At 64.7% G+C, this 12,879-nt stretch carries 12 protein-coding genes; 6 read left to right on the top strand and 6 right to left on the bottom strand.

Annotation, left to right across the window (positions count from 1 at the left end):
- Window positions 1-36: 36 nt before the first annotated feature.
- Genes ACVWZP_RS01065 through pedF form a run of 4 tightly spaced genes read right to left on the bottom strand, consistent with a single transcriptional unit; the run spans window position 37 to window position 3,097 of the window.
- Window positions 37-969 (bottom strand): quinoprotein relay system zinc metallohydrolase 1, encoded by a 933-nt coding sequence (locus ACVWZP_RS01065; RefSeq protein WP_017847478.1) that lies wholly within the window; start codon window positions 967-969, stop codon window positions 37-39.
- Between the two features lie 16 nt (window positions 970-985).
- A complete protein-coding gene (locus ACVWZP_RS01060; protein WP_457369296.1) occupies window positions 986-1,747 on the bottom strand; it encodes a quinoprotein dehydrogenase-associated SoxYZ-like carrier in 762 nt (253 codons plus the stop codon).
- A gap of 9 nt (window positions 1,748-1,756) precedes the next feature.
- Window positions 1,757-2,632: a substrate-binding periplasmic protein gene (locus tag ACVWZP_RS01055; RefSeq protein ID WP_046382816.1), complete on the bottom strand. Its 876-nt coding sequence runs from the start codon at window positions 2,630-2,632 to the stop codon at window positions 1,757-1,759.
- A gap of 3 nt (window positions 2,633-2,635) precedes the next feature.
- Window positions 2,636-3,097, bottom strand: a complete 462-nt coding sequence (pedF, locus tag ACVWZP_RS01050; RefSeq protein ID WP_017847481.1) for a cytochrome c-550 PedF — start codon at window positions 3,095-3,097, stop codon at window positions 2,636-2,638.
- Window positions 3,098-3,352: 255 nt separating this feature from the next.
- Here pedF and exaA point away from each other — a divergent pair, with 255 nt between their 5' ends.
- Both exaA and ACVWZP_RS01040 read left to right on the top strand, forming a co-directional pair.
- Window positions 3,353-5,260, top strand: coding sequence for a quinoprotein ethanol dehydrogenase (gene exaA / locus ACVWZP_RS01045; protein WP_082107734.1), 1,908 nt, complete (start codon window positions 3,353-3,355; stop codon window positions 5,258-5,260).
- 78 nt (window positions 5,261-5,338) lie between these two features.
- Window positions 5,339-5,986 carry a pentapeptide repeat-containing protein gene (locus tag ACVWZP_RS01040; RefSeq protein ID WP_457369295.1) on the top strand — a complete coding sequence of 216 codons (648 nt, stop codon included), beginning with the start codon at window positions 5,339-5,341 and terminating at the stop codon, window positions 5,984-5,986.
- A gap of 1,024 nt (window positions 5,987-7,010) precedes the next feature.
- Here the strand turns inward: ACVWZP_RS01040 and ACVWZP_RS01035 are convergent.
- Window positions 7,011-7,637, bottom strand: coding sequence for a response regulator transcription factor (locus tag ACVWZP_RS01035; RefSeq protein WP_017847484.1), 627 nt, complete (start codon window positions 7,635-7,637; stop codon window positions 7,011-7,013).
- Window positions 7,634-8,896 carry a HAMP domain-containing sensor histidine kinase gene (locus tag ACVWZP_RS01030; RefSeq protein WP_079444256.1) on the bottom strand — a complete coding sequence of 421 codons (1,263 nt, stop codon included), beginning with the start codon at window positions 8,894-8,896 and terminating at the stop codon, window positions 7,634-7,636. The genes ACVWZP_RS01035 and ACVWZP_RS01030 overlap by 4 nt, the downstream gene beginning before the upstream one ends.
- A gap of 279 nt (window positions 8,897-9,175) precedes the next feature.
- On the opposite strand from ACVWZP_RS01030, the gene ACVWZP_RS01025 reads away from it, so the two are divergent.
- The 4 genes from ACVWZP_RS01025 to ACVWZP_RS01010 are packed head-to-tail and all read left to right on the top strand — an operon-like array spanning window position 9,176 to window position 12,879.
- On the top strand, window positions 9,176-10,360 hold the full coding sequence (locus ACVWZP_RS01025; RefSeq protein ID WP_046382811.1) for an ABC transporter substrate-binding protein: 1,185 nt from the start codon (window positions 9,176-9,178) through the stop codon (window positions 10,358-10,360).
- Between the two features lie 34 nt (window positions 10,361-10,394).
- Window positions 10,395-11,354: a YVTN family beta-propeller repeat protein gene (locus ACVWZP_RS01020; protein ID WP_017847488.1), complete on the top strand. Its 960-nt coding sequence runs from the start codon at window positions 10,395-10,397 to the stop codon at window positions 11,352-11,354.
- Entirely contained in the window at window positions 11,351-12,091 is a 741-nt protein-coding gene (locus tag ACVWZP_RS01015) for an ABC transporter ATP-binding protein (RefSeq protein WP_017847489.1), read from the top strand. The genes ACVWZP_RS01020 and ACVWZP_RS01015 overlap by 4 nt, the downstream gene beginning before the upstream one ends.
- Window positions 12,088-12,879, top strand: a complete 792-nt coding sequence (locus ACVWZP_RS01010; RefSeq protein ID WP_057005597.1) for an ABC transporter permease — start codon at window positions 12,088-12,090, stop codon at window positions 12,877-12,879. The genes ACVWZP_RS01015 and ACVWZP_RS01010 overlap by 4 nt, the downstream gene beginning before the upstream one ends.

Raw genomic sequence — 12,879 nt, 5'->3', positions numbered from 1 at the left:
CGAGATTGCTAGTTCCTTAGTAGCGGGTCCGGTCCGTCAGCGCGCCGAATCCACGCGCTGCATCTGCTCGCGCTCGTAACGCGGGTACAGGTGGCTGACGCTACGGATCAGTTCATAGCGGCTCAGGTTGATCGCGGCGAAGCGCTCGGGGATGGGGCTGCGGATCATCTCGGCCATGTCGCTGCCGTGGGCGGCGCCGTCGCGCAGCAGTTGGTCGAGCCAGGTCAGGTAGTCGCGCATCTGCGCGAACGGCTGTGCATCGTTGGCCACCGGGCCATGGCCGGGCACGACCAGGGTCCAGGGCAAGGCCTGCAGGGTGTCGATGTCCGCCAGCCACGCCGCCAGCCCGGGGCTGTTGGGGGTGGTGAGGGCGCGTTGGTAGAACACCAGGTCGCCGGCAAACAGCACGCCGGTAGTCTGGTCGAGGATGGCCAGGTCGGCGTCGGTGTGGCCGGTCAGCGCAAGCAGGCGCAGGTCGTGGCGGCCAAAGCTGAGCACACCGGGTTCGAGCACTTGCGTGGGCAATTGCACTTCAGTGCCGCGCATCCAGTCGCCGACCATGCGGTAGAGGTTCTCCGCCATGCCGTCGCCCTGCTCATGCAGCAGGCGCGTGGTGCCGGCCAGGGCGCCGATGGGCACGTCCTTGAAGGCCTGGTTGCCCAGCGCATGGTCGGGGTGGTGGTGGGTCAGCAGCACCTGGATCACCGGTTTGTCGGTGACGCTGGCGATCGCCCGGCGCAGGGCTTCGCCGTAGCGCCGCGACGGCCCGGTGTCGATCACCACCACGCCGGCCTCGGTGACGATGAACGCGGTATTGACGATATTGCCGCCGTTGTCCTTGGCGAAATTGTCGGTGCTGCCTTCCAGCAGCCAGGTGTCGTCGGCGATCAGTCGTGGCTTGAGGGCGTAGTCGAGGTCGGCCACGGCGGGCAGGCTCAAGCTCAGGCACAACAATAGAATCCAGCGCATGCCGCGCTCCTTCTGGTCAGGGAATGGCTGCGTCGAATTCATTGCCGCTGTTGTCGCGCAGCACCAGGCGCGTCGGCCCGGGTGCGTCGATGTCAAAGGCCAGGTTGGGGTTTTCGCTGACCGCCGGGAACAGCACCAGCTCGGCCAGCACCTGGCCGTCCTGGCCACGCAGTTGCGCGTGGTTGAGATAGAACTCGGGCATGCCGCTGACCATGCCGTTATCCATCGGGTGCGCCACCTGCACGCGCACCCGGCTGAATTCGCCGCGTGGGTAACGCCCGCCGAGGACTTCGCCGATATGCTCTTCCCAACCCGGCTGGGTGCGGACCACGCTGGGCGCGGTGCAACCGCCGCCGGCCGCGTCGATCAGGGTCGAGCCGACGTGCCACAGCCCGTCATCGGTGAGCACCGCCGCACGCAGGGGCGTGGCCTGTTCGATGCGGATACGGATCGACAGCCAGGGCAACACCCCGGCCTTGGGCTGAAAATCGACAATCCTGGGCAACGGGTTGAGTTCGGCCCAGGCGAGGATCTTAACCACGTGCCCCTTGAACGCCCGCGCGTCGATTTCCAGGGGCACCTGGCGTGCATCTTCGGCGAACGGCGGCGCCAGCAGCTTGACCCGCTCATCGAACACGAACGGCGCATCGGCCAGCAACTGCTTGTGGTAGAACGCCCACATCACCGACGGCACCGGGTCCGTGCCCGGTTCGACCGCCGCGGCGTGGGCCGCCAATGGTAACCAGCAGGCCAACATGCAGTTCAGTCGCCAGTTCATCGCCTGCTCCTATTGGTACATTTCGGGCACTTCGTACTGCAGGCCGTAATGGCTGTAGATGGTTTGCAGCGAACCGTCGCGGATCAGGCCTTCCAGCGCCTCTTCCACCGCATAGGCCAACTGGCGATTGCTTTCGTGTACCGCCATGCCGATCTCCCAGCGCTGCCGGCCCATGCTCGGGTAAGCGTTTTGCGCCAGGGCCAGTTGCGGATCGCGTGCCTGATGCACCTGCCAGTCGATCTCGCCGCGCATCGCCATCACCGCGTCGACTTCACCGGCCTTCATCGCCGCAAACGCCTGGGGTACACCGGGGTAGTGATGGGTCTGGCGGGCGAGCATGCCGTTGAACACCGAGGTCAGGTAGAACGACGGCACGCTGTCGACTTCGACACCGATCGGGTGCTCCTCGAACACCGCCACGCTGGCGACCTTGTCCAGGCGGCGGCGGTCGTAGGCCACCTGCCATTGTTCGTTCTGGTACGGCCCGAACATCACCACATGGCCGTTTTCCAGTTCGCCCTGATCGTTACGCCTTTGCGCGTAGTCGTGGTCGTAGGGTGCGCGCATCATCAGGTCGGCCAGTTGCTGGTTATGCAACTGGCTGCCGCGCCAGATGTAGTCGCGCAGGTCGTCGTCGAGTTTTTCCCCGGCCGGCGCCCAGATCAATTTGAGCTGCACCCCCAGCGCCTTGGCCAGGGCCTCGGCCAGCTCCACGTCGACTCCGCGCGGGGTGGCACCGTCTTCGAAACTGTAGGGGGCAAAGTCCTTGTACACCGCCACTTTCAACTCACCGGCGGCGATCATCTGGTCATAGCTGCGCACCTGCGCCTGTGCCGTCTGGCAACACAGCAGGGCCAGGCCGAGCACATAAGCGAACAGGCGCATGGCTTACTCCTCGACGTGAACGCTGTCCAGGTAGGTGCGTACCGCCCACAAGGCTTCCTGGCTCAGGTAATCGGCCATTTTCGGCATATATACCCGGCCGTCGCGCACCGCGCCGTGACGCACGCGCTGCACAAACCACTCATCACCGGCCTCGCCCACATCCAGCATGCGCAAGTCGGGGGCGATGCCGCCGGACTTGGCTTCCAGGCCGTGGCAGGCGGCGCAGTTCTGATTGTAGGCGGACGAACCGATTTCCAGGGCCCGGTCGTGTTCAGGCGACGTGCGGTAAGGGTTCACTGCCGCCCAGCCGTCCTCGTCGACCGGCACGCCGGCGTCCTTGATCGAGGTCAGGCCCTTGGTTTCCACTGCTTGCGGGACCACGTTGCCGTGGGCCCAGGCCGAGCCTGCACCGATCACACCGGCCAACAGCCCGGCGACGAGCAAGGCATTGCGTTTTGTTGTCATTATTTTTGCCCTCAGGATTGCACGCAAAACCTCATTGCAGAGGTTATGGCAACCATCTTAGAAACCCTGGGGCATAGGCCGTATGCTGCTTTGGTGGCCGGCTTGTCCTCCCTTGGTAGTAGGGCTTGTGGGGCACGCCTAAAACAGCGGCGCCTCGGGAAGTCTTCCCGGCAACAGCGGGACTTTTTCCGTATCCGCGCAGCGCCCTGGCGCTCCACCCTGTGCAGGCCAAAACCTCCACTGGGAACTGCAACCATGATAATAAGATCGCTACCCGCCCGTTCGCCGCTGAGCCTTGCCGTGCAGGCTTTCCTGCTGGTCGGCAGCCTGTCCTTGAGTGCGGCCAGCTTCGCCGCCGCCGACCCTGCCGCGCCGTCCACCGCAAAGGCGACGCGCAACGTCACCTGGGAAGACATCGCCAACGACCACCTGAGCACCAAGGACGTGCTGCAATACGGCATGGGCACCAACGCCCAGCGCTGGAGCCCGCTGGCCCAGGTCAACGACAAGAACGTGTTCAAGCTCACCCCGGCCTGGTCGTACTCGTTCGGCGATGAGAAGCAGCGCGGCCAGGAATCCCAGGCCATCGTCAGCGACGGCGTGGTCTACGTCACCGGCTCCTACTCCCGCGTGTTCGCCCTCGACGCGAAGACCGGCAAACGCCTGTGGACCTACAACCACCGCCTGCCCGAAAACATCCGCCCGTGCTGTGACGTGGTCAACCGCGGCGCGGCGATCTTCGGCGACAAGATCTACTTCGGCACCCTCGACGCGCGCCTGATCGCCCTCGACAAGAACACCGGCAAAGTGGTGTGGAACAAGAAGTTCGGCGACCACGCCGCCGGTTACACCATGACCGGCGCCCCGGTGCTGATCAAAGACAAGGTCAGCGGCAAGGTGCTGCTGATCCATGGCAGCTCCGGCGATGAGTTCGGCGTGGTCGGCCAGTTGTATGCGCGCGACCCGGACACCGGCGAAGAAGTGTGGATGCGCCCGTTCGTCGAAGGCCACATGGGCCGCCTGAACGGCAAGGACAGCACCCCGACCGGCGACGTCAAAGCGCCGTCGTGGCCGAATGACCCGACCACCGAAACCGGCAAGGTCGAGGCCTGGAGCCACGGCGGCGGCGCACCTTGGCAGAGCGCGAGTTTCGATGCCGAGACCAACACCATCATCGTCGGCGCCGGCAACCCCGGCCCGTGGAACACCTGGGCGCGCACGTCCAAGGACGGCAACCCGCACGACTTCGACAGCCTCTACACCTCGGGCCAGGTCGGTGTCGACCCGAGCACCGGCGAAGTGAAATGGTTCTACCAGCACACCCCGAACGATGCCTGGGACTTCTCCGGCAACAACGAGCTGGTGCTGTTCGACTACAAGGACAAGGATGGCAAAGTGGTCAAGGCCACCGGTCACGCCGACCGCAACGGGTTCTTCTACGTGGTCGACCGCAATAACGGCAAGCTGCAGAACGCCTTCCCATTCGTCGACAACATCACCTGGGCCAGCCATATCGACCTGAAGACCGGTCGTCCGGTAGAAAACCCGGGCCAGCGTCCGGCCAAGCCGTTGCCCGGTGAAACCAAGGGCAAGCCGGTGGAAGTCTCGCCACCGTTCCTCGGCGGCAAGAACTGGAACCCCATGGCCTACAGCCAGGACACCGGCCTGTTCTACATCCCGGGCAACCAATGGAAAGAGGAATACTGGACCGAAGAGGTCAACTACAAGAAGGGCTCGGCGTACCTGGGCATGGGTTTCCGCATCAAGCGCATGTATGACGACCACGTCGGCACCCTGCGGGCGATGAACCCGACCACCGGCAAGGTGGTGTGGGAGCACAAGGAAGCCCTGCCACTGTGGGCCGGCGTACTGGCGACCAAGGGCAACCTGGTGTTCACCGGCACCGGCGACGGTTTCTTCAAGGCTTTCGACGCGAAAACCGGCAAGGAGCTGTGGAAGTTCCAGACCGGCAGCGGCATCGTCTCGCCGCCGATCACCTGGGAACAGGATGGCGAGCAGTACATCGGCGTCACCGTCGGCTATGGCGGCGCGGTGCCGTTGTGGGGCGGCGACATGGCCGAGCTGACCAAGCCGGTGGCACAGGGTGGGTCGTTCTGGGTGTTCAAGATCCCGAGCTGGGATAACAAGACCGCCCAAAAATAACCCGTCCCCAGCCCCGTCGTAGCAGCTGGCGCTCGACAGCTGCTACGTTACGGGGTTGCTTCGTCTGGAGGTTCCAAGATGAACTATCTGCCCTTGTTACTCCTGCTCGCCCTGCCCCTGGCCCACGCCGATGACGGCGACGACACCCCGCTGGTCATCAACGGCTGCACCCTCGCCGAACACAGCCAATGCCCCGGCGCCAACCTCAGGGGCGCCAACCTGAGCAACCAGGACCTCAGCAAAATGAACCTGGCCGGCGCCGACCTGCGCGATGCGGACTTGCGCCACGCCAACCTCGACCTGGCCAACCTGGAAAAAGCCCAGTTGCAGGGCGCCAACCTGACCCGCGCCAGCCTGCAACAAAGCAACCTGCGCCTGGCCGATTTCACCGGTGCCACGCTGATGGCGATCCAGGGTTGGGGCCTGTTCGCCCAGGGAGCGCAGTTTGAAAACGCCAACCTGAGCGCGGCCTACCTGCAATTCGCGCGGCTGTCCGGGGCAAAAATGCACAAGGCCAACCTGCGCGCCGCCGACCTGGAAATGACCTGGCTGAGCAAGGCCGACCTGCGAGGGGCGGATCTGAGCGATGCTAATTTGCAAGAGGCCAAGTTCGGTGAGAGCAACCTGGAAAGCGCGGTCCTCACGGGCGCGCGGCAGCATTATGCGAATTTCCAGGATGCGAACATGGATGGCTGCAAGGACTGCCCCACCACCTGGAATCGTTAGCACACCGCCATTTGAATGTAGGAGCGAGCTTGCTCGCGAAAAACCCGAGACCGCTGAGGGGGGTCTGGTTTTCCGCGTTATCGTTGACGGTTTTCGCGAGCAAGCTCGCTCCTACAGTGGGGTCTAGGTGCCCCGCTAGGCATGGGCACTGACCGGTAACTTTTGTAGGAGCGAGCTTGCTCGCGAAAAACCCGAGACCGCTGAGGGGGGTCTGGTTTTTCGCGTTATCGTTGACGGTTTTCGCGAGCAAGCTCGCTCCTACAGGGGGGTCTAGGTGCCCCGCTAGGCATGGGCACGGACCGGTAACTTTTGTAGGAGCGAGCTTGCTCGCGAAAAACCCGGGACCGCTGAGGGGGGTCTGGTTTTTCGCGTTATCGTTGACGGTTTTCGCGAGCAAGCTCGCTCCTACAGTGGGGTCTAGGTGCCCCGCCAGGCATGGGCACTGAGCGGTAACTTTTGTAGGAGCGAGCTTGCTCGCGAAAAACCCGGGACCGCCGCGGGGGGTCTGGTTTTTCGCGTTATCGTTGACGGTCTTCGCGAGCAAGCTCGCTCCTACAGTGGGGTCTAGGTGCCCCGCTAGGCATGGGCACTGAGCGGTAACTTTTGTAGGAGCGAGCTTGCTCGCGAAAAACCCGGGACCGCTGCGGGGGGTCAGGTTTTTCGCGTTATCGTTGACGGTTTTCGCGAGCAAGCTCGCTCCTACAGTGGGGTCTAGGTGCCGCGCTAGGCATGGGCACTGACCGGTAACTTTTGTAGGAGCGAGCTTGCTCGCGAAAAACCCGAGAGCGCTGCGGGGGGTCAGGTTTTTCGCGTTATCGTTGACGGTTTTCGCGAGCAAGCTCGCTCCTACAGTGGGGTCTAGGTGCCCCGCCAGGCATGGGCACTGAGCGGTAACTTTTGTAGGAGCGAGCTTGCTCGCGAAAAACCCGGGAGCGCTGCGGGGGTCTGGTTTTTCGCGTTATCGTTGACGGTTTTCGCGAGCAAGCTCGCTCCTACAGTGGTAACAGGGGTACATGGGGGGGGATCAGCCCGCTACGCGCACCACGCCGAGGTCGATTCCCAGGTGGACCAGTTCGGCATGGGAACTGACCTGCAATTTGCTCTTGAGCAGGGTCAGGTGGTTGGACACGGTCTTGCTGCTGATATTCAACTGGTCGGCAATCACTCGGGTCGGCGTGCCTCTGGCCAGCATCAGGAAAATCTCCAGCTCACGCGGGGTCATGCCTTGCAAGCGTTGGTCGCTTGGCGTGTAGGCAAGTTGGGTGGCGAGGGACTGTTCGATATAGGCGTGGCCGTCGAGGACGCGCCGCACTGCTTCGATCAGCACTTCGGGCGCCGAGCTTTTGGTCAGGTAGCCCGAGGCGCCGGCTTCCAGGGCCTGGCGCACCAGCGGCAGTTCGTCGTGCATGCTGAAGAACAGCACACGCAGTTGCGGCAGGCGCTGGCGCAGGCGGCGCGTGGTTTCCAGGCCGCTGATGCCGGGCAGGCCGAAGTCCATGATCACCAAATGCGGCAGTGCTTCCTGGACCCGGCTCAAGGCCTCTTCGCCGCTGGCCGCTTCGCGCACTTCGATGGCCGGCAACAGCGCACGCAACAGGCTGGCATAGCCTTGGCGCACCACCGCATGGTCGTCCACCAACAGAATATTCATGAGGCCTCCAATGGCATGTTCAACGCCAGCGCCCAACCGGCGCCGGGGTGGCTGAGGATTGTCAGTTCGCCGCCCAGGCAGCGCGCGCGTTCGTACATCGAATACAGGCCGACGCCGGGACGCTGCGGCGTTTGCGCGCCGCAGCCGTTATCGCGCACCCACAGGCGCAGGCGCGAACCGTGACGATGCAGGCGCACGCGCACCTGGCTGGCATCGGCATGCCGCACGATATTGGTCAGGGCTTCCTGCAGCAGGCGATAGAGGTGCGTCTTGCTCGCCCCGGACAACGCCGGCAGGTCCGCGCTGACCCGCAGCCGGCAATCGATGCCATGGCTGGCCTGCCACTGCGTCACCAGCATCGCGAACGCCTCGGCCAGCGGCAGGTGCTGCAGGGCCACCGGGTACAGGTCGTGGACCAGTGCGCGAAAGCCTTGCTGCAAGTGATCGCAGTGATCCTCCAGCTGCGCCACCGTGCGCGCGAGCAATTGCGGTTGGTCGGTGACCAGACGCAACAGGCAGGCCTGGGCGCGAATGCCGGCCAGGTATTGGCCGAGGTCATCGTGCAGGGTCTGGGCCAGGTGGTTGCGCTCCTGCTCTTGCACCGCCATCAGGGTCTGGGTCAGTTGGGTATTGTCGGTGTGCGCCTGCTCCAGGGCGTCGGTCATGCGGTTGAAATGCAGCGCCAGTTGCCGCGCTTCCGGCGAACCGGCGCTGCGCAGGCGCACATTGAGCTGGCCGGCGCACACCTGTTGCAAGGCGCGCAGCAGTTCGTCGAGTACGCCCATGCCACGGCGCACCGCCCAGCGGATGGTCAGCAGGCTCAGGGCCAGGGCCAGGGCGCACAGGCTCAACAGTTGTTGCAGGGAGTCCCAGACTTCATCGATCTCATCCCGCGGGTCGACGGCGATGGACACGCGGCGGCCGTCCGGCAGGTCCAGCACCTGGGCACTGCGCCGCGCCTCGGCAAACAGCAGGCGCCCGAGCCAGGCGTCCAGGCCGGACGGTAGCGGCGCCGGCAAAGTCTCGTCGGGGGCCAGCCAATGCACGCGCACATGGCGCAGGCTGGCGGTGAGATGCGGTTGCAGGCTGGCCGGGTCGCGCTCGGCGGTTGCGCTGAGGTAATGCACCACCGCTTCGGCCGATTGCAGCTCACGCTCCACATCCGTCAGGGCCTGATGCAGCAACAGCGCGGTGCAGGCGCAGGTGACCAAGGCGAAGAAACCGCACACCCACAGGTTGATGCGCCACAGTGCCGACATACCTAGTGCGCCACGCTGGCGGGCACGCTCAGCGCCGGGCGTGGTGCGTGCAGCTTGTCGACGCCGATCAGGCTCACGATCAGCAGGAACGGCAAAAGCAGCGCCTTGAGGATTTGCATGATCGTTCATCTCCCGGATGGACACGGTGGGGGTAACCCATGCTAAGACCGCGTCACCTGCGCGGGGCTACTACCTTGGTACTGGCTCAGCGGTACTTTCTGCATATTTGCAGCAGACATAAGGCTTCCTATGCTGGCGCTACCTGACATGGAGTGCCTTATGCGCCAGCTCGCCCCCTACGCCGTGCTCTACCTGCTGGCGATTGCCTGCGCCGCCGGGGTGGCCACTGTCAGCCAGGCCGCCGAGGCGCCGTTGGCGGTGCAGATCGGCTACCTGGGCTATCGGCCCGACCCTGGGCCGCTGCTGTCGAATGTGATCCCCGAGCCCACCGACGCCGGGCAACGCGGTGCGGAACTGGCGATCATCGACAGCAACAGCACCGGCGCCTTTCTCAACCAACGCTACAGCCTGACCAGTGCCACGGTGGACAGCCCCGACGCCCTGCTCGCCGCCGCCCAGGCCCAGCACGATCAGGGCCTGCGCCTGTTCGTGGTCAACGCCCCCGCCGCCAGCCTGCGCCAGCTCAGCGCGGCCCTGCCCGACAGCCTGCTGTTCAACGCCGGCAGCCCCGATGACAGCCTGCGCAGCACCGACTGCCTGGGCAACGTGCTGCACACGCTGCCCAGCCGGGCCATGCTCGCCGATGCCCTGGCGCAATTTCTGGTGGTGCGCAAATGGCAGAAGGCGCTGCTGATCGTCGGCCCCACCGAGGATGACCAGGCCTACGCCGCCGCCCTGCGCCGCGCCGCCAAGCGCTTCGGCGTGCATCTGGTGGCGGAGAAAGCCTGGCGCTTCGATAACGACCAACGCCGCAGCGCCCAGGCAGACATGCCGCTGTTCACCCAGACCGCCGAATACGACGTGGTGCTGGTGGCGGACGAGCGCGGCGACTTCGGCGAGTACGTGCCCTACCAGACCTGGTACCCGCGCCCCGTCGCCGGCACCCAGGGCCTGACGCCCACCGGCTGGCACAAGACCGTCGAGACCTACGGCGCCGCGCAACTGCAAAAACGCTTCGAAGCCCTGGCCGGGCGCTGGATGAACGACCGCGACTTCGCCGCCTGGATGGCCGTGCGCAGCGTTGCCAGTGCGGTGAACAAGCTGCGCCAGGTCGACCCCATGACCATCCGCCAACTGGAGATCAGCGAGCAACTGCCGCTGGACGGCTTCAAGGGCCGCAAGCTCAGCTATCGCGCGTGGAACGGCCAACTGCGCCAACCGATTCCGATCGTGCAGCCCCGCGCGCTGGTCAGCACCTCACCCCAGGACGGTTTCCTGCATCCTTTCAACGAAATGGACAGCCTGGGCTACGACAAACCCGAGGTGACCTGCCGCTTCCCTTGATCGCTCCCCTACTCACAATAATAAGGAATCCGCCATGCGCCGCACCCTGCTCTCATGCGCCCTGCTGCTTGCCGCCGGGCACGCCGTGGCCAGCACCGCCTGGGTCTCCAACGAGAAAGACAACACCCTCAGCCTGATCGACATGCAGACCCTGCAAGTCACCGACACGCTCAAGGTCGGCCAGCGCCCGCGGGGCCTGCTGCTGTCCCATGACAAAAAGCTGCTGTACATCTGCGCCAGCGACTCGGACCGCGTGCAGGTGATGGACGTGGCCACGCGCAAGATCATCAAGGAGCTGCCCTCCGGCAAAGACCCCGAGCAGTTCGCCCTGCACCCCAATGACCGCTGGCTGTATGTGTCCAACGAAGACGATGCACTGGTCACGGTGATCGACACCGAGACCTCCAAGGTGCTCGGCCAGATCAACGTCGGCGTAGAGCCCGAAGGCATGGCCGTGAGCCCGGACGGCAAGTGGGCGGTGAACACCAGCGAAACCACGAACATGCTGCACTGGATCGACACCAGCACCCAGACCCTGGTCGACAGCACCCTGGTGGACCAGCGCCCGCGCTTCGTCGAGTTCAACCACGATGGCTCGCAGCTGTGGGCCTCGGCGGAGATCGGCGGCACCGTGACCATCCTCGATGTGGCCAGCCGCGCGATCCTCAAAACCCTGACGTTCAAGATCAAGGGCGTCCACCCGGACAAGGTGCAACCGGTGGGGATCAAGCTCAGTTCCGACGGCAAGTACGCCTTTGTCGCCCTGGGCCCGGCCAACCATGTGGCGGTGATCGACGCCAAGACCTTCGAGATCCTCGACTACCTGCTGGTGGGCCGCCGCGTGTGGCAGATGGCATTTACCCCGGACGAAAAACAGTTGCTGGCCACCAATGGCGTCAGCGGCGATGTGTCGGTGATCGATGTGGACAGCCTCAAGGTGCTCAAGTCGGTGAAGGTCGGGCGTTATCCATGGGGCGTGGTGGTCACGCCATGAACGCCCTGGAGGTGCGCGACCTGAGCTTCGCCTATGGCGCGCGCCAGGCCTTGCACGAGGTGAGTTTCAGCCTGGCACCGGGGCGATTCGCCGCGTTGCTGGGGCCCAACGGCGCCGGCAAGTCGACCTTGATCGCCCTGCTCACGCGCTTGTACGACCTGCAAAGCGGCGACATCCGCGTCGGCGGCCACTCCCTGCGCGATGCACCGCGCGCAGCCCTCACGCAACTGGGGGTGGTGTTCCAGCAAAGCACCCTGGACCTGGACTTGAGCGTCGAACAGAACCTGCGTTATCACGCCGCGCTGCACGGTTTGTCGCGGCGCCAGACCGACGTGCGCGTCGCCGCCGAGCTGGCGCGCCAGGCCCTCACCGAGCGGCGCCGCGAAAAAGTCCGCGAGCTCAACGGCGGGCACCGGCGCCGCGTGGAAATCGCCCGGGCGTTGTTGCATGAACCGCGCTTGCTGCTGCTGGATGAAGCCAGCGTCGGCCTCGACCCCGCCAGCCGCCTGGCGCTGAACCAGCACGTGCGCAACCTGTGCCTTGAGCAAGGCATCAGCGTGCTGTGGACCACGCACCTGCTCGATGAAGTGCAACCCGACGATGCGTTGATGATCCTGCACCAGGGCCGCTTGGTGGCCAGCGGGCAGGTCGATGCGCTGATCCTCGAACAGGGTGGCGACCTCGGCAGCGTCTTTGCGCGCCTGACCCGCCCCACAACGACGGGAGCCCCGGCATGAACGCTTACTGGCAATGCTTGCGCGGCATCGTGCTGCGCGAGTGGCTGCGCTTTGTATTGCAGCGCACGCGGTTTCTCAGCGCCCTGGTGCGCCCACTGTTGTGGCTGCTGGTGTTCGCCGCCGGGTTCCGCGCCGCGCTGGGTATCTCGGTGATCGAACCCTACGACACCTACATTCCCTATGAGGTCTACATCATCCCGGGGCTGGCTTGCATGATCCTGCTGTTCAACGGCATGCAGGGTTCGCTGTCGATGGTCTACGACCGCGAGATGGGCAGCATGCGCGTGCTGCTGACCAGCCCGCTGCCGCGCACGTTTTTGCTGTGCAGCAAGTTGCTCGCCACCGCGCTGATTTCGCTGTTGCAGGTGTACGGGTTCCTGGCGATCGCCTGGGTCTACGGCGTGCAACCGCCCGTCATGGGGCTGTTGATCGCCCTGCCGGCCTTGCTGCTGGTGGCCTTGATGCTGAGCGCGCTGGGTTTGCTGCTGTCGAACGCGATCCGCCAACTGGAGAACTTTGCCGGGGTGATGAATTTCGTGATCTTCCCGCTGTTTTTCATATCGTCGGCGCTGTACCCGTTGTGGAAGATGCGCGACTCCAGCGAGTGGTTGTATTGGCTGTGCGCAATCAACCCCTTCACCCACGCCGTCGAGCTGGTGCGCTTTGCCCTGTATGAACGCTTCGCCGGCCTGGCCCTCGCGGTGTGCCTGGGCTTGACCGTACTGTTCGCGGTGTTGGCGGTGCTGACCTTCAACCCCCAGCATGCGGCGTTGCGCAAAAAAGGCTGA

The organism is Pseudomonas sp. TE36184 (assembly GCF_054060055.1).
Note: the sequence above shows the minus strand (reverse complement) of the source record. Positions and strands in the feature narration are given on the sequence as shown.

Excerpts from the sequence above, each read along its gene's own strand:
- ACVWZP_RS01065 (WP_017847478.1), bottom strand. The coding sequence starts at position 969 with ATGCGCTGGATTCTATTGTTGTGCCTGAGCTTGAGCCTGCCCGCCGTG.
- exaA (WP_082107734.1), top strand. The coding sequence starts at position 3,353 with ATGATAATAAGATCGCTACCCGCCCGTTCGCCGCTGAGCCTTGCCGTG.
- ACVWZP_RS01060 (WP_457369296.1), bottom strand. The coding sequence starts at position 1,747 with ATGAACTGGCGACTGAACTGCATGTTGGCCTGCTGGTTACCATTGGCG.
- ACVWZP_RS01020 (WP_017847488.1), top strand. The coding sequence starts at position 10,395 with ATGCGCCGCACCCTGCTCTCATGCGCCCTGCTGCTTGCCGCCGGGCAC.
- ACVWZP_RS01040 (WP_457369295.1), top strand. The coding sequence starts at position 5,339 with ATGAACTATCTGCCCTTGTTACTCCTGCTCGCCCTGCCCCTGGCCCAC.
- ACVWZP_RS01055 (WP_046382816.1), bottom strand. The coding sequence starts at position 2,632 with ATGCGCCTGTTCGCTTATGTGCTCGGCCTGGCCCTGCTGTGTTGCCAG.
- ACVWZP_RS01025 (WP_046382811.1), top strand. The coding sequence starts at position 9,176 with ATGCGCCAGCTCGCCCCCTACGCCGTGCTCTACCTGCTGGCGATTGCC.
- ACVWZP_RS01015 (WP_017847489.1), top strand. The coding sequence starts at position 11,351 with ATGAACGCCCTGGAGGTGCGCGACCTGAGCTTCGCCTATGGCGCGCGC.
- pedF (WP_017847481.1), bottom strand. The coding sequence starts at position 3,097 with ATGACAACAAAACGCAATGCCTTGCTCGTCGCCGGGCTGTTGGCCGGT.
- ACVWZP_RS01010 (WP_057005597.1), top strand. The coding sequence starts at position 12,088 with ATGAACGCTTACTGGCAATGCTTGCGCGGCATCGTGCTGCGCGAGTGG.
- ACVWZP_RS01035 (WP_017847484.1), bottom strand. The coding sequence starts at position 7,637 with ATGAATATTCTGTTGGTGGACGACCATGCGGTGGTGCGCCAAGGCTAT.
- ACVWZP_RS01030 (WP_079444256.1), bottom strand. The coding sequence starts at position 8,896 with ATGTCGGCACTGTGGCGCATCAACCTGTGGGTGTGCGGTTTCTTCGCC.